The 20,930-nt window shown below is 63.0% G+C and carries 23 protein-coding genes and 1 tRNA gene; 11 read left to right on the forward strand and 13 right to left on the reverse strand.

All coding sequences use genetic code 11. The annotated features are described in order from the left end of the window. On the reverse strand, positions 1-843 hold the full coding sequence (locus tag CIMIT_RS03825) for an NgoMIV family type II restriction endonuclease (protein WP_236620832.1): 843 nt from the start codon (positions 841-843) through the stop codon (positions 1-3). A 42-nt stretch (positions 844-885) separates the two neighbouring features. Beyond that, positions 886-1,908, reverse strand: coding sequence for a DNA cytosine methyltransferase (locus CIMIT_RS03830; RefSeq protein WP_038589404.1), 1,023 nt, complete (start codon positions 1,906-1,908; stop codon positions 886-888). A 190-nt stretch (positions 1,909-2,098) separates the two neighbouring features. Here CIMIT_RS03830 and CIMIT_RS03835 point away from each other — a divergent pair. Then, positions 2,099-2,175, forward strand: a tRNA-Leu gene (locus CIMIT_RS03835). 17 nt (positions 2,176-2,192) lie between these two features. Here the strand turns inward: CIMIT_RS03835 and CIMIT_RS03840 are convergent. Genes CIMIT_RS03840 through CIMIT_RS03855 form a run of 4 tightly spaced genes read right to left on the reverse strand, consistent with a single transcriptional unit; the run spans position 2,193 to position 6,321 of the window. Continuing rightward, the gene (locus tag CIMIT_RS03840; protein WP_038589407.1) at positions 2,193-3,008 is read right to left on the reverse strand and encodes a hypothetical protein; all 816 of its coding nucleotides are present in this window, start codon (positions 3,006-3,008) and stop codon (positions 2,193-2,195) included. Between the two features lie 14 nt (positions 3,009-3,022). Then, positions 3,023-4,579: a phytoene desaturase family protein gene (crtI, locus tag CIMIT_RS03845; protein ID WP_038589410.1), complete on the reverse strand. Its 1,557-nt coding sequence runs from the start codon at positions 4,577-4,579 to the stop codon at positions 3,023-3,025. Positions 4,580-4,590: 11 nt separating this feature from the next. Beyond that, positions 4,591-5,349 (reverse strand): SDR family NAD(P)-dependent oxidoreductase, encoded by a 759-nt coding sequence (locus CIMIT_RS03850; protein ID WP_038589420.1) that lies wholly within the window; start codon positions 5,347-5,349, stop codon positions 4,591-4,593. A gap of 57 nt (positions 5,350-5,406) precedes the next feature. Then, positions 5,407-6,321, reverse strand: coding sequence for a suppressor of fused domain protein (locus CIMIT_RS03855; protein ID WP_051904775.1), 915 nt, complete (start codon positions 6,319-6,321; stop codon positions 5,407-5,409). A gap of 207 nt (positions 6,322-6,528) precedes the next feature. On the opposite strand from CIMIT_RS03855, the gene CIMIT_RS03860 reads away from it, so the two are divergent. Then, positions 6,529-7,305: a Bax inhibitor-1/YccA family protein gene (locus tag CIMIT_RS03860; protein WP_038589423.1), complete on the forward strand. Its 777-nt coding sequence runs from the start codon at positions 6,529-6,531 to the stop codon at positions 7,303-7,305. 62 nt (positions 7,306-7,367) lie between these two features. On the opposite strand, the gene CIMIT_RS03865 is transcribed toward CIMIT_RS03860, so the two are convergent. The 3 genes from CIMIT_RS03865 to CIMIT_RS03875 all read right to left on the reverse strand — a co-directional run bounded on the left by CIMIT_RS03865 (position 7,368) and on the right by CIMIT_RS03875 (position 9,003). Next, on the reverse strand, positions 7,368-7,847 hold the full coding sequence (locus CIMIT_RS03865; protein ID WP_038589427.1) for a hypothetical protein: 480 nt from the start codon (positions 7,845-7,847) through the stop codon (positions 7,368-7,370). A gap of 42 nt (positions 7,848-7,889) precedes the next feature. Next, positions 7,890-8,408, reverse strand: coding sequence for a transcription elongation factor GreA (greA, locus tag CIMIT_RS03870; protein ID WP_038589431.1), 519 nt, complete (start codon positions 8,406-8,408; stop codon positions 7,890-7,892). Positions 8,409-8,532: 124 nt separating this feature from the next. Then, positions 8,533-9,003 (reverse strand): DUF4307 domain-containing protein, encoded by a 471-nt coding sequence (locus CIMIT_RS03875; protein WP_038589435.1) that lies wholly within the window; start codon positions 9,001-9,003, stop codon positions 8,533-8,535. A gap of 109 nt (positions 9,004-9,112) precedes the next feature. Here CIMIT_RS03875 and mca point away from each other — a divergent pair, with 109 nt between their 5' ends. From mca to CIMIT_RS03890, 3 genes are read left to right on the forward strand one after another with little or no spacing between them, the layout of a single operon-like run. Then, positions 9,113-9,988, forward strand: a complete 876-nt coding sequence (gene mca, locus CIMIT_RS03880) for a mycothiol conjugate amidase Mca (protein ID WP_038589438.1) — start codon at positions 9,113-9,115, stop codon at positions 9,986-9,988. A gap of 25 nt (positions 9,989-10,013) precedes the next feature. Continuing rightward, positions 10,014-10,325 (forward strand): hypothetical protein, encoded by a 312-nt coding sequence (locus CIMIT_RS03885; RefSeq protein WP_051904776.1) that lies wholly within the window; start codon positions 10,014-10,016, stop codon positions 10,323-10,325. Positions 10,326-10,351: 26 nt separating this feature from the next. Next, positions 10,352-11,122 (forward strand): isoprenyl transferase, encoded by a 771-nt coding sequence (locus CIMIT_RS03890; protein ID WP_038589441.1) that lies wholly within the window; start codon positions 10,352-10,354, stop codon positions 11,120-11,122. A gap of 3 nt (positions 11,123-11,125) precedes the next feature. Here CIMIT_RS03890 and coaA read toward each other — a convergent pair whose 3' ends face one another. Further along, entirely contained in the window at positions 11,126-12,061 is a 936-nt protein-coding gene (gene coaA / locus CIMIT_RS03895; protein ID WP_038589452.1) for a type I pantothenate kinase, read from the reverse strand. Between the two features lie 151 nt (positions 12,062-12,212). Here coaA and glyA point away from each other — a divergent pair, with 151 nt between their 5' ends. Continuing rightward, a complete protein-coding gene (gene glyA / locus CIMIT_RS03900) occupies positions 12,213-13,505 on the forward strand; it encodes a serine hydroxymethyltransferase (protein WP_038589455.1) in 1,293 nt (430 codons plus the stop codon). Here glyA and CIMIT_RS03905 read toward each other — a convergent pair. Beyond that, entirely contained in the window at positions 13,502-13,861 is a 360-nt protein-coding gene (locus tag CIMIT_RS03905; RefSeq protein ID WP_038589457.1) for a DUF5997 family protein, read from the reverse strand. The genes glyA and CIMIT_RS03905 overlap by 4 nt on opposite strands. 24 nt (positions 13,862-13,885) lie before the next feature. On the opposite strand from CIMIT_RS03905, the gene CIMIT_RS03910 reads away from it, so the two are divergent. The 5 genes from CIMIT_RS03910 (at position 13,886) to CIMIT_RS03930 (ending at position 18,695) form a co-directional block, all read left to right on the forward strand. After that, complete coding sequence (locus CIMIT_RS03910) at positions 13,886-14,566, forward strand: type 2 periplasmic-binding domain-containing protein (protein WP_038589460.1); 681 nt, start codon at positions 13,886-13,888, stop codon at positions 14,564-14,566. 64 nt (positions 14,567-14,630) lie between these two features. Continuing rightward, on the forward strand, positions 14,631-15,227 hold the full coding sequence (locus CIMIT_RS03915; RefSeq protein WP_038589463.1) for an LGFP repeat-containing protein: 597 nt from the start codon (positions 14,631-14,633) through the stop codon (positions 15,225-15,227). Positions 15,228-15,326: 99 nt separating this feature from the next. Then, positions 15,327-15,857 carry a GNAT family N-acetyltransferase gene (locus tag CIMIT_RS03920; protein WP_038589466.1) on the forward strand — a complete coding sequence of 177 codons (531 nt, stop codon included), beginning with the start codon at positions 15,327-15,329 and terminating at the stop codon, positions 15,855-15,857. An 81-nt stretch (positions 15,858-15,938) separates the two neighbouring features. Further along, positions 15,939-17,564: an MFS transporter gene (locus tag CIMIT_RS03925; protein WP_038589469.1), complete on the forward strand. Its 1,626-nt coding sequence runs from the start codon at positions 15,939-15,941 to the stop codon at positions 17,562-17,564. A 102-nt stretch (positions 17,565-17,666) separates the two neighbouring features. After that, a complete protein-coding gene (locus tag CIMIT_RS03930; RefSeq protein ID WP_038589472.1) occupies positions 17,667-18,695 on the forward strand; it encodes an HNH endonuclease signature motif containing protein in 1,029 nt (342 codons plus the stop codon). 56 nt (positions 18,696-18,751) lie between these two features. On the opposite strand, the gene CIMIT_RS03935 is transcribed toward CIMIT_RS03930, so the two are convergent. Together CIMIT_RS03935 and CIMIT_RS03940 are read right to left on the reverse strand one after the other, a co-directional pair. Continuing rightward, entirely contained in the window at positions 18,752-20,305 is a 1,554-nt protein-coding gene (locus tag CIMIT_RS03935) for an MDR family MFS transporter (protein WP_051904778.1), read from the reverse strand. Next, entirely contained in the window at positions 20,287-20,844 is a 558-nt protein-coding gene (locus tag CIMIT_RS03940; protein WP_051904779.1) for a TetR/AcrR family transcriptional regulator, read from the reverse strand. The genes CIMIT_RS03935 and CIMIT_RS03940 overlap by 19 nt, the downstream gene beginning before the upstream one ends. Positions 20,845-20,930 lie beyond the last annotated feature (86 nt).

Consider the following 20,930-nt stretch of genomic DNA (forward strand, 5'->3'; position numbering starts at 1 on the left):
CTAAATCGAGAGATCAAGTGGAAGATCGGCGATGTCTCGGAGACGGTCCCCTGTAACCAAAGTGTGCATCAGTTCTTTGGCATCGTCGCTGCCTTTTTCGTCAATCGCTGCCATTAGCTCTTTTAACGCAACATGGTAAACCATGTCCACGTCACCGGTGCCCAGCGCGAGACTAGCTATTCTGCTCATCGTCGGTTCGTTCGTTACCGCGACGATGTGAGGGGAGCGGCCTTTTCGGTTCCTGATGAGGTTCAACGCCTCGGCGCGGGTGTTTTGAGATCGATCGCTGCGCATCGTCCATTTGCAGGAAATGACAGCGTGGACATGTGTGGCTGGAGATTCACGGTTCGCGGCGCGGACTGGGGATAGAGAACCAGCTTGCCCATCAACGATGATGCGATCCCGATTTAGGACTTCGTCCGAAATAGCGTCGCGGAGCACCAAGATGTCTGGGGAAATGACGTAATTGTTACCTAAAGAAGCACCTAAGTCTGGGTTGAGCCATATGGCCTCGGCCAAGCTGGCGAGATGCGTATATGGCTCATGTGCTGCAAGGTGATCCTTTCGGCGTGCGCTACCTACGTTCAGGATAGACCAGTCACCGGGCCGGACAGATTGCATTTGTGGAAACGTTGCTTGAAGGAATTTGGCAACGATCCGTTCGAAATCAGCTCCAAGTTTCTGCGCGGGCTTTTTCTTTGCGGTGCCTGCGTGAAGTTGCTCGGCGACGTGGAGGGCAAGCACACAGGAGGCTTTCTGTTTTTTGTCGGCGTTCGATGCAATGCGCCCGTCAGAGTTTTCCGCGATGGAGAGAGTCTTTGTGTCAACAAGCTCCTGGTGCAAAGCGCGACGAGCTGACGTTATTAGAGCAGGATGTTCTATCATTTATGAAATCTCTTCCAGGAGCGGCAGGTCGGGGATGATCGGAGTCGCGGGTGCGAGCTGGGATAGCGGTTCTTTCTGCAAAGCAGCGGCGATGCGAGTACCAATAGCCTGTGCGACCGGCGGCGGGAAGGCATTGCCCACTTGCTTCCAGGCGGCGGTTTTGCCGCCTTCCCACTTCCACTCTGCAGGGAAGCCCTGGATTACTGCGCCCATCTTTACAGTCAGGCGAGGAAGCTCCTCCTGGAGATCTGTTGGGAAATCTGCGGCGGGAGGTTCCTCCGCGATACTGGTGCCCCGCACACCGAGTTTCTTCCAGGCTTCCCGTGCCCGCGACGGGCCAACGTCAGGGCCACCGTGCTTCTTCGAACCGCCAACGAGGGTGGGGCCTATAGCGTTGGCCTGCATCGCCCAGGCTTTTGCGCCAGGCCAGCCATTCTCGGCCATGAGCGGCTCAAGCGCCTCACCCACAGTTGTTCTGGTGCCTACAGGTTCGGGCCAGGCGAAGTATTCCGCGTACTCGTCTTTGAGTGCGACGAGAATAAAACGAGGCCGAAGCTGAGGCACCTGATAGTCGGCCGCGGTGATGAGTTCCCAATGTGATTGGTAGCCCAGATCCGCGAGTTGGTTGACGAGCTGACTTCGATAAGCCGCAAAGCGGGGCTGCGCCAAGCCCCTGACGTTTTCAAGCATGACAGCTTTAGGGTGAGCCTCGGCGATCAGCTCAATTGCGCGTGGGAAAAGATCGCGTTCGTCGTCCTGACCGAGCTGCTTACCGGCAATGGAAAAAGGAGGGCAGGGGACACCTCCAGCAAACAAATCAAGATCTTTGATGTAGGGGGAGATGTCGAACTCTAAGACGTCCTGGTGGATAACATTCCACTCCGGACGATTGGCGCGAAGCGTTGCAACCGCGTGGTCATCAATTTCTACAACAGCGCTGTGGTCGAATCCCGCCTGTTCCAGGCCTAACGCCTGACCACCGGCACCTGCGCAAATCTCGACTGACGTCAGCTTTTTCTTCATCGTGCAACCTACCTTGTATTAACCCATTTGTTTTAAGGCATGAGTGTAATGCCGGGGCAAACATCGGAAGCACTTTAGTCGAACATTCATTCGTCTGTTCTTCCGTTGGGCGCGTTACTACCTTACCCAGAGGGCTACACGGTGCCGATTCGGGATGAAGCGGTGCGGGCAGGTACGATATTTGGCTGTTGCCCCCATAGCCCAATCGGCAGAGGCAGTCGACTTAAAATCGATTCAGTGTGGGTTCGAGTCCCACTGGGGGCACCAAATCTGCCCGTTTTCCCTTAATTCAGGGCCGCAACGGTGTCCTCGAGTGCCTGGCGGGCCTCTTCCGGGTTCTGGCCAGAAGTGGAAATGGTCACCACGGTGCTGCCGAAGCGAGCAAAGAGCATGCCGCCGCTCTGGCTGAGCGCGCGATCCATGGTCACGTTGTTGGAGAAGGAATCGTCCGCGCCGTCGAGGGACAGGTCGGTCTTCTCGAAGGTCTGGTGGGCCTCAAACGCGCCCTCGCCTTCGCCGTTGGTGACGGTGATCTCGGAGCACTTGCCGCCGTACAGGTCGCTGCCCTCGAGGTAGGTCTTGGCGTCCTTCTCGTTGGCGAAGTCGTGGACGACTAGGTCGATAGAGGTAGCATCCATCGGGGGAATCCCCATGTCATCCTCGGTGGGCTCCGAACCGCCCACGGTTGTGGAAACAAGAGTGCCGAAGGAGCGTTCGGTGGCCAGTGTATCCAGCTCATCAGTCTCATCGGAGAAGTCGCACTCCGGCGGATCCACCTTCACGTCTGCCTCGTCGGGCATGTCTTCATTGGCCTGTTCCATCTGCGCGTACAGCTCGTTGAGATCCGTCTCTTCAGCGTCCGGGTAGTGCTCCTTGAACGCGGCGATGAGCTCCTGGGCTTTCTCACTGTGCTCGGTGGGGGCCTCGCCGGTGCCTCCATCTTCTGCTGCGGAGGTTTCTGCCGACTCAGCAGCCTCCGACCCTGCAGTCTCCGCAGACTCGGATGTTTCTGCGACGGTGGCGTCGTCCTCGGCGCAGCCGGCCAGGGTCAGGCCGATGGTGGTCACGATCGATGCGGTAATTGCAATGTGTCGTTTCATGCGTCCGACGATACTTAAAAATCAGTCCGCAGTGGGCCGGAGCTTGTATCACCGCGCAGTCGCTTGAGCACATTTTCCGCGCTGATCAGGCACATTGGCACACCGACACCGGGCACAGTCGTCGCGCCGGCGTAGTAGAGGTTCTCCAACTTGCGCGAGGCGTTGCGCCCGCGCAGGAATGCCGATTGCCGCAGCGTGTGCGCCGGGCCGATCGCCCCGCCGGACCACGCGTGGTAGCGTGCCGCAAAGTCGGCTGGCCCCACCGTTTTCTGCACCACGATGCGCTCGCGCAGGTCCGGGATGTCGCACCACTCGGCGAGCTGGTCCAGCGCCGCCTCCGCAATGCGCTGCACGCTTATCGACGCCTCCGTGCCATACGCGTCGCCTGTCCCCAGCGCTTCCGAGGCGGGGGCAGGCACCAGCACGAACAGGTTCTCATCGCCTTCCGGGGCAGTACTTGGGTCGGTGGCAGACGGTTTCGACACGTAAATCGACTGCGAAGCACCCAACGGACGCTCGGCGATCGGGCCCGCGAACACCGCGTCGAAGTCCGTGTCCCAGTTGCGGCTGAACAACAGATTGTGGTGGTCCAGCTGAGGCAGCTTCCCGCGCACCCCGCACAGCACCAGCACGGCGCTCACCCCAGGATCGCGTTTGCCGAAATAGGGTTCGTCGTAGGTGCGCTTCTGCGGCGGCAGAAGGTGCGTTTCGGTGTGGTGGAGGTCTGCGGCGGACACGACGACGTCGAAAAGCAACTGCTCTGAGCCCACCCGCACACCGGTGGCGCGCGAACCTGAGTAGGTAATCGCGCTGACCTCGGTGCCGAGGCGGAAACGCACGCCCTGCTCGCGGGCGAGTTGGTAAACGGCGTCAACCACGGCGGCAAAACCGCCGAGTGGGTAGCGCACGCCCTGGGTGAGATCCGTGTGGCTCATCAGGTGGTACAGGGCAGGAGTCTTCGACGGGTGCGAGGACAAAAAGACCGCGGGGTAGGTGAGCATCTGGCGCAGGCGCGTGTCGCGGAAGCGGCGGGCGACGAAACGGTCGAGCGGGGTGGTGAGGAACCTGGCTAGGTCACCGTAGCCCGCGCGCACCTCGGGGGTGAGAAACGCCTTAGGGGAAGAAAAGGTGGTGTAGAGGAAGTGCCGCAACGCGAGGTCATAGGTCCGCTGCGCAGAATCCAGGTACTCGGTGAGCTCATTCCCAGACCCTGGCTCGATCGACTCGAAAAGCTGGACGGTTTGCGCCGGGTCTTTCGGCACATCGATCGGGTTCTGGCCTTCCGGGAACAGGCGGTAGGCCGGGTCGAGCGGCACCAGATCTAAAAGCTCTTCGGTGCGGTAGCCAAAGAGCGCGAAGAAGTGGTCGAAGGCGTCCGGCATGAGATACCACGAGGGACCCATGTCAAAGTGGAACCCCTCGTAGGTTTCCTCGCCGGCGCGCCCGCCCACGGTCTCAAGCTTTTCGATGACGGTGACGTCGTAGCCCTCGCGGGCGAGCAGCGCCGCGGTGGCCAGGCCTGCGAAACCGGCACCGATGACAGCAGCGCGTTGAGGTGAAGTAGTGGACACAGGAATGCTTTCTAGATGGAGGTGTAGCCGCCGTCGACGAGGTGGTAGGAGCCGTTGATGAAGGACGCCTCATCGCTGAGCAGAAAGCGCACCAGCGCGGCGACCTCTTCTGGCTTGCCCAGGCGATCCTGCGGGTGGCGGTGCCGAAGCTCCTGGCGCTTCTCTTCTCCCAGGCGCTCCAGCAGCGGGGTATCAATGTAGCCCGGCCCGACGCTCGTGCAACGGATGCCCTTGTCCGCGTAGTCAGCGGCGATGGACTTGGTCAGCCCGATTACACCGTGCTTGGCCGCGGCGTAGGCGGCGATTCCGCCCCGGCGGGCCACCGAGCCGTGGATCGACGACATGTTCACGATCGCGCACGGGACCTCGTCGTCTTGGGCGAGCATCTGAATGAGCTGGTAGTGGCAACCGTAGGCCACGCCGTTGAGGTTGAGGTTGATCAGGCGGTCCCAGTCCTCGAGCTTCTTCTCCGCGAGCGGCACCTGGTCGCCGATACCCGCGTTGTTGACCGCCAGGTGCAGCGCACCGAAGTGCTCTACCGCGAAGGCGACCGCCGCAGCGTTGTCCTCCTTGCTCGAGGCATCCTGGGTGAAGGCCTTGGCGGTGCCGCCGTGGTTTTCGATTTCAGCGACGACTGCCTCCACAGCCTCCAGATTGATGTCGCTGGCCACAACCTTGGCACCGTGGGCGGCCAAGTCCTGGGCGATTGCCTTGCCGATACCGGAACCCGCGCCTGTGACCAGCGCGACGCGATTGTCAAAGATACCCATGGGGAGTCCTTTCCTTCTGCGTGTACCTTGCTTTCCCCACTGTAAAACTTCCGGGCCTTAAGTGCTGGTGTCCACAACGTGCAGCGTCAGGGGTGCGCTGACGAAGCTGTACTTGCCCGGCTTCGCGTCCAGGGTGGCCAGGATTTCGTTGCGCAGGTTCGCTGGAGTGTGAATAAGCAACCCCTGGTCCTGTGGCAGTAGTTCCGCAGTTGTGTCGGGCTCGAACAGCAGCCATGCGTTGCCGGTGTCCTCGACGAGTGCGAAGCTGCGGTCGAAGGGGAGACGGTGGCGCATCGCGCGCAGGATTGCCCGCGCGCCGGCGATGTCGACGTCGACGCGCCCACCCGGCTCCGCGTCGAGCAGGCGTACGCCCGCCGCGCCAATGCTCGAGCCCTCGGCTGCGGTCGCTGCTGCGATCCGGGCCGCAGCCTGGGGATCTGCGGCGAGATCCGCGCGGTCGGGGTCGCTGAGTCCGAGCGGGAAGACGTCGCCAAGCACGCCCGTGAGCTTCAGCGGATCCCACGCGAGCGCCGCCTCAAGGTCAGCTGTGGTGAGCCCGACCGCGTAGGTGAACTGGGCGAGCGCCAGAGGGCCGTCAACCAGCCCGAGGATCGGGTCGGTGACGAAGCTCAGCCCGGTCAGGCGGGCGTCGGGGCGCACTGGGTGGCGCAAGTCCATGTAGTGGCCCGGTTCGATGCTTAACCCGCGGTTTCGGATGTGGCGCACCAAGTGCGCGAGTAACGCGGCGGGCCACACCGGGGGCAGCGGGTCTGTGCCGACCGGCACCCGGAACGTCAGCTCCGTATGAGTACCGGCCAGAGGCTGCGAGGAACGCACCGGCGCGAGCCCAAAGGTGGAATACAGCCAATGGGGCAGTGGCGCATCGACCCGGAAGGCGAGGATGTCCACGCCGCGGTAGGACGTGGCAAAAGGATCCGGGTCGCCGGTGCACGAAATGAGGCGTTCGCGCAAACAATCGCCCACCAACGCGGGGCGAAACCTTTGAGGATGGGCGCGGGCAAACAGCTCTGGCGCGCCCCAACTGGGCAGCTGCATAGCTCAACCATAAGCACCTCGGGCGCAAACGGGAACTATCTGTAAGCGTGACGCGTTATACACAGTGAACTTGCGCATAAAGCAACGCGTGAAAATCTTCCCAAAAGGAAAGGACTGAACTCAGTGCGAAGTAACAACCCAGTACTGAAGAACCTGCCGCAGCCAGAGCCGCTGGGCTACGCGCCTGGTGCCCCCGATTCGCGGGCTGCCGACCGCCCGATGACCATCGATGATGTGGTGAGCAAGACGGGCATCACCCTTGCCGTCATCGTCGTCTTCGCGGTCGCGAATTTCATGTTGAGCCTGTCGAATCCTGGTCTCGGCATGATGCTGACCTTCGGCGGTGCCATCGCCGCCTTCATTACCGTGCTCGTGCACGCGTTCTCGAAGAACTTCGGCTCGAAGACCCTCACGCTGCTCTACGCCGTCTTCGAGGGCGTGTTCGTCGGCGGTTTCTCCTTCCTGTTCGCAGGCATGCAGGTCGGTGACTCGAACGGCAGCATGATCGTCTTTCAAGCGATCGTCGGCACCATTGGCGTCTTTATCGGCATGCTCGTGGTCTACCGCACCGGTGCCATTCGCGTGACGCCGCGCTTCAACCGCATCATCACTGGCCTGATCTTCGGCGTGGCCATCATGGCGCTGGGTAACTTCCTGCTCGCCATCTTCACCGGGATCAACCCGCTGCGCGGCGGCGGCACGCTCGCCATCATCTTCGGCCTGGTCTGCGTCGTGCTGGCCGCCCTGTCCTTCCTGCAGGACTTCGACGTGGCTGACAAGCTGGTGCGCACCGGCGCGCCTGAGAAGGCTGCGTGGGGCGTGGCACTCGGCCTCGCCGTGACCCTGGTGTGGCTCTACACCGAGATCCTGCGCCTGCTCTACCTCTTCCAAGACCGCTAGGCGCGCATAACAAAAGCCCGGCCCCGCAAACTTTTGCGGGGCCGGGCTTTTTGTGCTGTGGTCTAGTTGCCTTCGGGGTAGATCGCGGTGCCGTCCACCGTGATGTCGGTGTAGGCCAGCACGCCGTTGACCACCTGCGGGTTGCTCAGCGAGATGGCAACCTCCGGCTGCTGCGCATCCGGGTTCTCGGTGACGCGGGTACCGGTGCCGGTGGCCATGTCAGCCTCCCAGGAATCCCAGGTGATGTTGCGCAGGAAGTCGTCCTGGCCCTGGCAATCCAGCGTCATCTCGGTCGGGCGCTCGAGCTCGACAGCGCCGCAGTTGGCAATCGTCGGCGTCTCATCCGCCATCGCCGTGGAGGTGGCCGTAGCGTTGGAGGCGGAGGTGGTAGCGCCGTAGGACGCCAGCGACTCAGCCTTCTGGCTGGTAGCGGTGTCGATCTTCTGCTCGGAATCGACCTCGTGCGGCGGGTGGCAGGCGGCGAGGGAAACAGCTGCCACGGCGACAAGGCCGGCCGCAGCGGTGCGGGAAACGGAAATCACAGGATCAGTCCTTCTTGAGATTGAACTTTAGAATCTAGCGTGTTAAGCGCGCGGCGTGGACGCCTTAACAGAATCATACGGCTCCGCGGTGAGAATCGTCACCGAAATCTCGCGGCCGTTCGGGGCAGTGTAGGTGCGGGTTTCGCCCTCGGAGGCACCAACCACGGCGGCACCCAGCGGGGAGTTCTCGGAGTAGGTCTCCAAGTCCTTGTTGTCGGTGGAGGCCGCGCGGGTACCGATCAGGAAAGTCTCCTTATCGTTCTCGTCACCGTCGTAGTAGACGTGCACGACAGAACCCACGTGCGCGACGCCCTCGACCACACCGGTGCGCTCGGTGGTGGAGTTGGCCAGCAGCTCAGAGATCTGCTTGATGCGGGCCTCTTCCTGGTCCTGCTGCTCACGCGCCGCGTCGTAGCCCGCGTTCTCCTTCAGGTCGCCTTCCTCGCGGCGCTCGTTAATCTCGGCTGCGACGACCGGGCGGTTATCAATCAGCGCCTGCAGCTCTGCCTCGAGCTTGGCCTTCATCTCCGGGGTGATGTACTGCTTCTGCGTATCAGCCATGCGGTTTACCCTTCCCTCATACGTCAAACGAGCCCGCCTGGTATACAGGTCGGGCCCAGTCCGACGGAACACTCTTCTTGCTCGTACAAATATACAGCCGGGATTTTATCACACCGGCGAGGTGCTACCTGGCAGCGTAGAAGGCACTCTGCGCATCCATGTAGGCCGGGATCTGTTCAGAGCAGCCGTAGACGCGGCCCGAGGCGAGGTCCCCGCTGACCGGCATGTCTACCGGGATGCGCTGCATCGCCTCGCCCCCGGCTGGGAGCACCACTTCACGACGCCCGATCTCAGCGTGGTCGTAGTCCACCGCGATCACGATGCAATAGGCGGGAACCTCCGGGTCGTCGCGGGTCACATCGATCCACAGGCGAGAGGTTGCATCGTCGACGCGCTCCTGGGAGATGAAATCTGCGCTGATCGGCTGCGCGGAGCGGTCGCTCACCACGCGGGCGACAGCGAAGATCATGAACCCGACGAGCAGCACAGCGGCAATAGCCACGATGCGCCCGGGGAGGTTCGAGCTCTTCTCCGCGTCAGCACCATAACGCTGGCGGGTGGGAGTGGAAGAGGAGTGCGACCTCGAGCTAGACACTACGGTGACCTCACAAACTGCTGCGGGAGTGAAAGATGACTTTGACCCTGATCGTACTAAGATGGGCCGAAGCTAACGCACTACCCCCTACAAAAGTTGGAGTTTCTCAGTGACTGGCTTGCGGTTAATGGCAATCCACGCCCACCCCGACGACGAGTCGTCTAAGGGTGCGGCAACGATGGCGCGCTACGCCGCCGAAGGGCACCGCGTGAAGGTAGTGACCTGTACCGACGGTCGGCGCGGCGACATTCTGAACCCGGCGATGGACCGCCCCGGGGTGCTGGAGAACATCATCGCCGTGCGCGAGGAAGAAATGGCGCGTGCGGTGTCTGCGCTTGGCGTCGAGCACGAATGGCTTGGCTACCAGGACTCCGGCCTGCCGGAGGGCGACCCGCGGCCGCCGCTTCCGGAGGGTTCCTTTGCGGTGCAGGACCCGGTGGAGGTGACGAAGAAGCTCGTGGCGTCGATACGCGAGTTCCGCCCGCACGTGATCATCACTTACGACGAAAATGGCGGCTACCCGCACCCGGACCACCTCATGGTGCACGCTATTTCCATGCTCGCCTGGGAGAAGTCCGGTGACTCGGAGTTCGCGCCCGAAGCGGGGGAGCCGTGGACGCCGCTAAAGATGTACTACAGCCACGGTTTCATCCTGCAGCGCATGAAGCTGCTCCAGGAGCGTCTCTTTGCCCAGGGCAAGCCCAGCCCCTACGAGCTGATGATTGCCCGGTGGGAGCAAAACAAGGCGGACGTGATGAGCCGAGTGACCACGCGGGTGGAGTGCAGCGAGTACTTTTCCAACCGCGCCGAGGCCCTAAGGGCACACGCCACGCAGATCGACCCGGCCGGTGCGTTTCTGGCCAGCCCGGTCGAAGACCAACAGGAAGTTTGGCCAACTGAGGAGTTTGAGCTCGCGCGCAGCCGCGTTGAGACGACACTGCCCGAAGGCGACCTGTTCGCGGGGATACCCACCGCAGAGAAGTAGAGAAGTGAAGGACACTTAAGACCCAATGAGCTCGATGTTTTCCACGCTGGCCGCCTCCGCCACCAACGCCACCAGTTTTGTGCTTGCTCAGGCACCGGCGGAAACGCCGGTCGGGCCGGACTTTGGCAAGGCCTCGCCGGTGGGGCTATTGATCATCGTCGTGCTGGCTGCGGCGATCCTCACGCTCGGATACGCTTTTCACCGGCGCTTTTCCCGCTTCCGTCGCCGCCAGCAGTTCGCGCAAGCGCACGGCATTGATCCCTTCGATACGCAGGCGGTGGATAAGGCCATGGAGGAAGCTGGTGTCCTTGACCGGAGCAAGAAGCGCATCTTCTAGCAGCGCCAAAAGGTAAGGTGAGGGGCGTGACTGTGCTGGAAAAAATCCTGTACCCGCTGTACGAGTACCGCCTGCGGCGCGAGCTGCGCGGCAAGAAGCGGCCGAAGCACATCGCCGTGATGGCCGACGGCAACCGCCGCTGGGCCCGCGAGGCCGGGCTGAGCGACATCTCGCAGGGGCACCGCGCGGGCGGGGCGAAAATTGGTGAGCTCGTGCGCTGGTGTGCCGAGATGGATGTGGACGTCGTCACGCTCTACCTGCTGTCCACGGAGAACCTCCAGCGCACTTCCGAAGAGGTCGAGCTGCTTTTCGACATCATCTCGGACGTCATCGACGGCCTCGCCACCGAGCACTACACGTGCCGAGTGCGCCTGGTTGGTCACCTTGACCTGTTGCCGGAGGACGTGGTGGCGCGCATGCAGCGCTCTGCGGCGTCGACTACGGGCAAGGCCGGGCTGACCGTCAACATCGCGGTGGGCTACGGCGGCCGCCAGGAGATTGTCGACGCGGTACGCGAGCTCATCCAGGACGAGGCGGGCAAGGGGGCCAGCGCCGCCGAAATCGCCGAGGCGGTCACGGTGGATTCCATCTCTGAGCACCTCTACACCTCTGGCCAGCCGGACCCGGATCTGGTCATCCGCACCTCGGGCGAGCAGCGCCTCTCCGGGTTTCTGCTGTGGCAGGCCGCGTACTCGGAGATCTGGTTCACCGACACCTACTGGCCGGCGTTCCGCAAGATCGATTTCTTGCGCGCATTGCGCGAGTACTCGCAGCGCTCGCGCCGCTTTGGTAAGTAGCGCCTACATCTTGCGCATGCGCACCCGCTGCACGGTGTGGTCGAAGCCCTTGCGCAGCACCAGCGAGGCCCGCACCTTCGTCGGCAGGATGTTTTCCACCAGGTTAGGCAGGTTGATCGACTGCCACAGCTCGCGGGCTTCGCGCGAGGCGGCGGTGTCGTCAAGTCCCGCGTAGTTGGCAAAGTGCGCGCCCGGCTTCGTAAACGCGGTGTTGCGCAGCTTGAGGAAGCGCGAAATGTACCAGTGCTCGATGTGCTCGGTCGCGGCATCCACGTAGATGGAAAAGTCGAACAGGTCCGACACCATCAGCGTCGGCCCTGTCTGAAGCACGTTCAGGCCCTCCAGGATCAGGATGTCGGGCTGGCGGACCTCGATGAACTCGCCGGGCAAGATGTCGTAGGCGTTGTGCGAATAGATCGGAGCCTTGACCACGGGCTTGCCCGATTTCACCTCGGTGACAAAACGCATGAGGTTACGACGGTCGTAGGACTCCGGGAACCCTTTCCTTGCCATCAAGTTGCGCTCTTCCAGCACCGCGGTGGGGTAGAGGAAGCCGTCGGTGGTGATCAGATCTACCCGCGGGTGCGAATCCCACCTCTGCAGCAGCACCTGCAGCACGCGCGCGGTGGTCGATTTGCCCACCGCCACCGAGCCAGCCAGCCCGATAATGAAGGGCACATGCCCCGGGTCGCCGCCGATGAAGGTCTCGGTGGCGTTGGTGAGCTTCTGGCGCGCCCGCACCTGCAGGTGGATCAGGCGAGAGAGGGGGAGGTAGATGTCCGCGACTTCCTGGAGATCCAGGTTCTCGCCGATACCGCTGAGTTTTTCTACCTCGTCTGCGGTGAGCACCTGCGGCATCTTCGCGCGCCGCTTGCGCCAATCATCGCGGTGGAAATCCAGATACGGGCTGGAATCGAAGCCCCGTGCGCCTTGAGCCATGCCAGCTATTCTTCCATCCACCGATGGGAGCAGGTGAATACAGGTGGCCCCGCGCGCAGGGTCGGCCGTTTATACTGCTAGCCAGCGGCCGTGTTTTTGAAGCGGCTGTGCAGAATTGCTACTTAAATACAAGTGAAAGGACCCGGAGCACGTGTCTGATGACTTCCGCTACCAGGATCTCGCCACCTTTGATCCAGAGGTGCACGACGCCATTGTCAACGAGCTGAGCAGGCAGCGCAACACTCTGGAGATGATCGCCTCCGAGAACTTCGTGCCGCGTGCCGTCCTGCAGGCGCAGGGCTCCGTGCTGACCAACAAGTACGCCGAGGGGTACCCGGGCAAGCGCTACTACGGCGGCTGCGAGCACGTCGACGTGGTCGAGGAGCTGGCGATCGAGCGCGCCAAGGAGGTCTTTGGCGCGAAGTTTGCCAACGTGCAGCCGCACTCCGGCGCGCAGGCGAACGCGGCAGTGCTCATGGCGCTCGCGGAGCCGGGGGACACCATCCTCGGCCTGAGCCTGGCGCACGGTGGACACCTCACCCACGGCATGAAGATCAACTTCTCCGGCCGCCTCTACAACGTCGCTGCCTACGAGGTGGAAAAGGATACCCACACCATCGACATGGCGAAGCTGCGCGAGCAGGCGCGCGAGGTCAAGCCGAAGGTGATCATCGCCGGCTGGTCCGCGTACCCGCGCCACGAGGACTTCGCTGAGTTCCGCTCCATTGCCGACGAGGTCGGTGCCTACCTGTGGGTCGACATGGCCCACTTCGCTGGCCTGGTTGCCGCCGGTGTGCACCCCTCCCCGGTGCCGCACGCTCACGTGGTCTCTTCCACCGTGCACAAGACGATCGGCGGCCCGCGCTCCGGTTTCATCCTCACCAACGACGAGGACCTGCACAAGAAGCTCAACTCCGCGGTCTTCCCCGGCCAGCAGGGCGGCCCGCTCATGCACGTCATTGCGGCGAAGGCCACCGCGTTCAAGATCGCGGGCATGCCCGAGTTCAAGGACCGTCAGGAGCGCACCATCGAGGGCGCACGCATCCTTGCCGAGCGCCTGACCCAGCCGGATGCGAAGGAGGCTGGCGTCGACGTCGTCTCCGGCGGCACCGACGTGCACCTGGTGCTCGCGGATCTGCGCAACTCTGAGATGGACGGCCAGCAGGCAGAGGACCTGCTGCACAGCGTGGGTATTACCGTCAACCGCAACGCCGTGCCGTTCGACCCGCGCCCGCCGAAGGTCACCTCCGGCCTGCGCATCGGTACTTCGGCGCTGGCAACCCGCGGCTTCGGCAAGGAAGACTTCATCGAGGTCGCCGAGATCATCGCCGAGACCCTGATCAAGGGCGAGGCTGCCGACGTCGAGGCGCTGCACGCCCGCGTCGACAAGCTGGCGGAGAAGTACCCGCTCTACCCAGAGCTGGAAGACTGGAAGATGCTCTAGGCTTCTTCTTCGTGACCGCGCTGCGCGGCGAGCGCGGCGCGGGCTTCGCGCAGCCAATCAGGCTGATTCTTGAGCAGCTCGCTGATCTCTGCGGTGGTCAGCGGGCGATCCATCTCGTGCTTCTTCAGCGCAGTAATGGAGATGCCGAGCTTGCGCGCCACCTCCGGCCGCGGATGCGGGCCGTTAAGCCGCAGCTCTTTGAGCCACTCCGGCGGGTTGTGCTGAAGTTCGCGCAGCTCAGCGTGGGTGACCGCCCCTTCCTGAAACTCCTGCGGAGTGGCGGGCAGGTACACGCCCAGCTTCTTGGCGGCGGTTTCCGGCTTCATGGCCGTGCTCGACGGCGTCTTCTGAGTCATGCTGCACACGGTAGCATTCTGTGCATGCTCTCATTCGCCTTCGTCACCGGTGCCGCGCCGGGCAAGTGGATCCGCCGCTACCAGCAGGCCACCGGGGATCGCATCGAGGCGGTCGATTCGCCCGACCCCTGGGCTTTGCTTATCGACGCCCCGTCGTCCCCACCCCCCGTCGCCCTCATCCGCCTCCCCGATCCCCGTCTCGACGAGCGAAGCGATGACTTTCACGTGGTGCGCCTCTACGAGGAAGCACCAGGGGTCGCGGTGCCGAAGGACTCCGTGTACGCCGAAGTAGGGGAGAAGGTCGCCGAGCGTGACCTGGAAGGCGAACACGTCAACCTGGCGTTTTCGCAACGCCCAGACGTTGCTGCGGTGCGCGAGGCGCTGCAGGTCGTGGCCGCGAACGTCGGCATCGCTTATGGCCCGCTGCCGCTTTTGAACCACCTCTCGAAAAAACAGGTGGTGCCCCTCGAGGTGACCGGCCCTTCGGTAGCGCCGACGCCAGTAGCCCTCGTGTGGCGGAAAAACGACGACTGTGATGCGATCCAGGATTTCGTCGGCATCACCAAGGGGCGCTCCGTGCGCTCTTCACGCACGACCCAGGCGGCCAAACCGGAGAAGAAGCCTCCCAAGGTGCATAGCAGCGCTGTGCGCAAGGGGAAGCCGAGAAAACACCCCCGTAAGGGTGTGAAGCGGCGGCGTCGATAGCTGGTGTTTGCATAATGGGGGAGTAAGAAAAACGGTACAAAAAGGTATGAAAGAGAGTTTTTGTATGGCTATCTCGCGCAAGCTTATCGCGTCCGCAGCGGCATTGTCCCTGGCAACCGGCTTGGTTGCATGCTCTTCCGATGACGCCGAGAGCACGGACACGACTTCGGTCGTCGAGGAGACGGCGACCGAGGTTGACACCGCAACCGAAACCGCTGGCGCGGACGCAAGTGATGCTGAAGACGCTGAGGGCACCGAGGCTGCTGACGCTGAGGGCGAAGACGGCGACACCACGCAGATCGCCACCGCCGACGGTGAGACTGTGATGGCACCGTCTGCCCTGGCAGCCGCGATGGACAAGTACGCCGACCCGGCCTGGGGTGAGCCGGTAGCGGTGGAGGAGACCGAGAACGGCTGGATCGTCTCCTACGACGGCGAGCACTACGTCACGTGGAACGAGAACACTGGTGGCGCACCGATTTGGGGTGAAATCGCCAACGAGTGGATTAACGGTAACCATGAGTCGACCCTGGGCTTCCCCAAGGAGGCGGAGACTCCGCTGCCGTCTGAGTCCGGCTGGATCCAGGAATTCGAGCACGGCACCATTGAGTGGACCCGCGGCGAAGACGGTGCTTTCGCGCCGATTATCAACGAGGCATAACGCCTGTTTGCACACCTCACCCGGGGTGCGAAGCGGGTGGTGAAAACAAGCCCTCTGCGCAGTTTGCGCGAGGGCTTTTTGCACGTGAGAATGGAGCGCATGACCAAAAACGGTTTCAACATTCGTCCAATGCGCCCAGAGGACTACACGCAGGTCAGGGCGATCTATGAAATGGGCCTGAGCACAGGAAACGCCACCTACGAGACGCGTGGTCAGACGTGGGAGGAATTTTCCCGCGGGAAGATCATCGAGACCGCTTTTGTAGCCGTGGATGCCGAGAACGATGAGAAGATCCTCGGCTGGGTGGCGGCCGCGAAGGCGTCTTCGCGCAGTGTCTTCCACGGCGTGGTCGAGGACTCGATCTACACGCACCCGGATTCGCGCGGGATGGGCGTCTCCGGTGCCCTTTTAGACAAGCTCATCGCCACCTGCATCGAGCTGGACAAATGGTCCATCCACTCGTGGATCTTCCCGGAGAACACGGGTTCTGCCGGGCTACACATCTCGCGCGGTTTTGAAAAGGTTGGCACCTTCCACCACATGGCGAAGATGACCTACGGCGAGAAGGCCGGGGAGTGGCGCGACTCTGACATTTACGAGCTCCTGCTTCCCAAGCCCGATCAGAAGTAAGGTGTAGCCGCAAATCATCCGATCGGTCGATGTTGACAGTGTCTGACCAGGCCTACTGTCGGAATCGTCGAAAGGATGATCGTGAGCACGCTGAATACTCAAACCGCGAATCGGTGGAAAGCCCTTGCCGTCCTTGCCTTCGGGCTGGCGCTGATAGTCATGGACGGGACGATCGTCGGCGTGGCGCTGCCAACGATGATCTCCGCCCTGGATCTCAGCCTGACCAACGCGCAGTGGGTCAACGCGATCTACAACGTGATCTTCGCCGCCCTGCTTTTAGGCTCGGGCAGGCTTGGTGACCGCATCGGCCGACGCACGACTTTCGCCGCGGGCGTGATCCTCTTCGTCGGCGGTTCGCTCCTCGCCGCGGCGGCCAATGGCGCAGGCAGCCTCATCGCTGCCCGCACGGTCCAGGGCGTCGGCGGCGCGCTGGTGCTGCCGGCGACGCTGTCCTCGGTCAACTCGCTGTTCAGCGGCAAGGACCGCGCCGCGGCTTTCGGCGTCTGGGGCGCGGTGATGAGCGGCACGGCTGCGCTCGGCCCACTGCTCGGCGGTGTGCTCACGGAATACGCCTCCTGGCGCTGGATCTTCTGGGTGAACCTCCCGCTGGGCGCGCTCGTGCTCGCGGGCATCTTCGCGTGGGTGCCGCAGACCTACGGCAAACGCGACGCCCGCGGCGTGGACGTCGACGGCCTGCTCACCTCAGCAATCGGCTTCGGGCTGATCGTCTTCGGTCTGATTGAGGCGACCACGCTCGGCTGGTGGACCAAGAAGGAGACCCTCCAAAATGGCAGCTGGTCGTGGCCGGAGCAGTGGTCGATCTCGCCGGTACCCGTAGCTCTTGGCACCGGGATCGTGTTCATCGGGCTCTTTGTCCGCTGGGAGCTGCACCGCGCGCGCAACGGCCGCGACGCGCTACTGGACCTACACCTGTTCAAGGTCGGCACCTTCTCCTGGGGCAACCTCACCGCCGCGACCGTGGCGATCGGGGAGTTCTCCCTGATGTTCGTCCTCCCGCTCTTCCTCATCAATGCGGTCGGCTTATCGACGCTTACCACCGGCCTCGTCCTCGCCGCAATGGCACTCGGCGCCTTCGCCTCCGGGGCCGCCGCCCGCCACCTCGCCGCGCGGCTGACCGCGCCCGGCGTCGTTGTACTGGGCCTGGGCCTCGAGGTCGTCGGCGTGGCGCTGCTGGCCTGGCTGGTCGGCGCGCAGGCGGCGACGTGGTGGCTGGTCGCCGCGCTCGTGCTGTACGGCATCGGACTCGGCCTGGCGTCCGCGCAGCTGACCTCGACGGTGCTGCGCGACATCCCGGAAGAACTCTCCGGCGCCGGCTCCGCCACCCAGTCGACGGTCCGCCAGCTCGGCTCCGCCCTCGGCGCCGCGATCGCCGGCTCCGCGCTGGCGGCGGCGATGGCCCGCACCATCCCCGCGGCGCTCGAGGGCTTGCCCCCGCAGCTTCTCGACGGCCTCTCGCACGCCACCCAAGCCTCCGCCGGCTCCACCATCGCGCAGCTTCGCGACGCCGCGCCCAACGACCCCCTCGTCGCACCGCTCGGCAGCGCACGCGACGCCATCGTGGAGAGCCTCTCCACCGCGTTCGCACACTCTGCGGCCTGGTCCATCGGTTTCTCTGCAGCCTTCCTGGTACTCGGCCTTCTCGGCGCGCTGATGGTGCAGCGCCAATCTGCAAACGCCCAACCATGATTAGACGCGTGTTTTGGCTCGTTGGTTCCGTTTCCGACCAATAGTGGGTGTATTCTCACATTTGCTTGTTTTTGCAGGTGAGCGTGGTTTATCGTCGGAGCCATGACAGATTTGGATGCACTTGCTTTGGTTGACCGCTGCGGTTTCGACTTCGTTGCCGCTGCGGCCGGACTCGAGCTTGCCCAAATCCAGGCACACGGCATCCAATCAGATCGCGCCAAACAACTCCGCGACACCGCCTCGGTGCTGTGCGGGAAAACCTCACACACCAAGTACCAGGCCCGCGCCCAAGAAGGCGCGCGTGTGCATGGCCATAGGTTGGACACGCTGGCCTACATCACCCGCTCTGCCCGCTCGCTGAAGGATGTGACGAAGCGCTGGCACTACATCGAGCGCTTGTGCAACACCGCCGGCGACCTGGCGCGCATCCGGCGTGTGGCCGCAGAACTCAAAGCAGAGCTGCAGGCACCGGAACCGCGCACCCCGAAAGCACGGGTCACCCACCACGGGGATGGGTTTGCCACCCTGCGGCTGACCGGGCCCGCCGCCGACGTCCAGGGCGTCTTTGATGCCGCGAAGAACGACGTCACAGGCTGGCTGAACGGCGGGTGCCCGAAAGCCGACTACCTGGTGCGGGTGACCGCCAACCTTGACCTTGGCGACTACCTGCGCATCATTGCCGGCGAAGGCAACGATGTGCAGGTGCATTTTGATAATGGGGTGATCGTCTCTGGTGAGGAGTTTGTGCGCATGCAGCTCGAAGACATCGGGGCGATCATCCTGATTGGGGTGATGGACGGGCCGGTCAACGCGTATCATGCGCGTTTTGCCACCCCGAAGCACCGAGAAGTCATGCTTGCCGACTCCACCACCTGCACCTGGAAAGGCTGCAACGCTCCCGCCTCTGAGTGCGATGCCCACCACATGGTCGAACACCAACACGGCGGCGAGACCACACCATCCAACCTGGGGTGGTTGTGTAAGTACCACAACTCGCAGGCCGCCCGCGGCACCCGGGGTCACACCGAAAGACTCGACGGACAGATTGTCTACGTCTCACCCTATGGGAATGTCACCGCCACCGGCACCGACCACAAAGCCCGAGCCGACAACCGAAAACCACCCGACTAAACCCCCACCCAAAAAAGCCCGCGCGCCAGCAAAAACCGGCGCGCCACAGGCATGCCTTAATCCACCGTCTCCTTCAGCGGGTCCTCCACGATCGGGACGAGCAGCAGGAAAGCGAGCACCGCTAGCGGCACGATCATGAGGAAGACCGGGGTCAGCCCGTCGTTGTAGCTCGTCAACACAGCCTCTTTCACGGCGTCCGGGAGTTGGGAGACTTGGTGGGGAGTGAGGTTGCTCGAGGAGCCGTCGAAAAGCGGGCCGACGGCCTCCAACTGCTCAGGCGGCAGCTGGGCGAGTGCTCCAGGCATCCGCTCCGCCATGTTGTCGCGCATCTTGTGAATGAACAAGGAACCGACCAGCGAGGCGCCAAGTGCGGAACCGAGCTGGCGGAAGAAGTTGTTTGTTGCAGTTGCGGTGCCGACCATGGAGACAGGGAAGGAGTTCTGCACGATGAGGACCAGCACCTGCATGACCAGGCCGAGGCCGAAACCGAAGACGAACATGTAGAGACCAAGCGTCGTGAGCGAGGTCTCCACGGTGAGGGTGGAAAACAGGAACATGCCCACCGCAGTGAGTGCCATGCCAACGAGCGGGTAGATCTTGTAGCGGCCCGTGCGCGAGATGATGAAGCCGACGGTCATGCCCGTGCCGAGCATGCCGAGCACCATCGGCAGCATCATCAGTCCGGCCTCCGTGGGCGTCATCTCGTGCACCATCTGCAGGTAGGTGGGCAGGTAGGCGAGCGCGCCGACCATCGCCATGCCCAGCACTGTGCCGGCAGCGGTGGTGAGCACCATGTTGCGGCTGGAAAACAGCTGCATTGGAATGAGCGGGTTCTTGGCGCGCAGCTCCACCAGGACGAAGACGATGCCACTAAGGACCGCAATTGCCGCGGTGGTGAGGATGGTGGGACTCGTCCACTCGTATTGGGTGCCGCCCCACGTGGTGGTGAGGATGAGGCTGGACGTGGAGATGATCATGAGCACCATGCCCAGCCAGTCCGCGTTGAGCGGGCCCGGCGTGCCGCGACGCAGCCGGAGGACGGACGCGGACACCGTCATGGCAAGCAAACCGAGCGGGATATTCATCCAGAGACCCCAGCGCCAGCCGGGCCCGTCGGTGAACCAGCCGCCGAGGACCGGGCCGAGAACGGAGGACACGCCGAAGACTGCGCCCATGACGCCCATGTATTTACCGCGCTGGCGGGCGGGGACGACCTCGGCGATAATGGATTGCGAGTTGACCATCATGCCGCCGGCGCCCAGCCCCTGGATAGCGCGCCCGATAATCAAAAGCGTCATCGTGTGGGCGAAACCACCAAGTGTAGAGCCAATGACGAACAAGCCGATCGAACCGATGTAGAGCCACTTGCGTCCGAGGCCGTCGCCGAACTTGCCGTTAATAGGCATGGCGATGGTCATGGTGATGAGGAAGACGGAGATGACCCAGCTCATGTGGTCAACGCCGCCGAGCTCACCAACGATGGTGGGCAAGGCGGTGGAGAAGATCATCTGACCGAGCGAGCTCATCAGCATGGTGAGCAGCAGCGCCGCGAAGATCAGTCCGACGTGCTGCTTTGCGCCCCCTTGGGGTCTTACGCTGTTGTGTTCCATTCGAGCTCCTTTGCAAATGTGGTGAACGTGGCACCTGCGCGAAGCAGGTGCGAGATGGTGGTGCCTTCCTTGGGTTGGGGGAGGTGGAGATAGCGGGAGATAGAGCAGAAGACCACTTCCACGATGGAGTGGATCTCCTCTTCGACGGGGCCTTCAAGCTTTCTGTCCTGTGGGAATTTGGCAAAGTGCTTCTCGACGGCTCGCCACACCGCCCGTAGCGCCTCCCGCCTTCGAATCAGCGCGGCGCTTTCGAGTTCCAGGTTTGCCTGGATGAGCGCGCGCTGGCGGGCGAAGGTGGCCCGGTCGGGGGCTGCGGGGTCCTCCTCGAATGCGGTGAGGATGAGCTGGGGCAGGTTGTCCGACTGGGTGTTGATTATCGCGTCGAGCCCGGCTTCGGTCAGGCGGAGGGGGAACACCCCGAAGACGGCGTGGTCCTTAGAGTCCATGTAGTTAAAAAAGGTACGTCGGGAGATGTCGGCAGCGTTGCAGATGTCTTCGACGGTGGTGTTGTCGAGTCCACGTGCTTCGACGAGGTCCATTGCGGCCTCGTGAATCCTTTGCCTGGTGCGCTGCCGCTTCACTTCCCGCGTGCCTGCGGAACAGTGATCATTTTGCACAGGGTGCA

This window comes from Corynebacterium imitans (genome assembly GCF_000739455.1).
GTDB lineage: Bacteria > Actinomycetota > Actinomycetes > Mycobacteriales > Mycobacteriaceae > Corynebacterium > Corynebacterium imitans.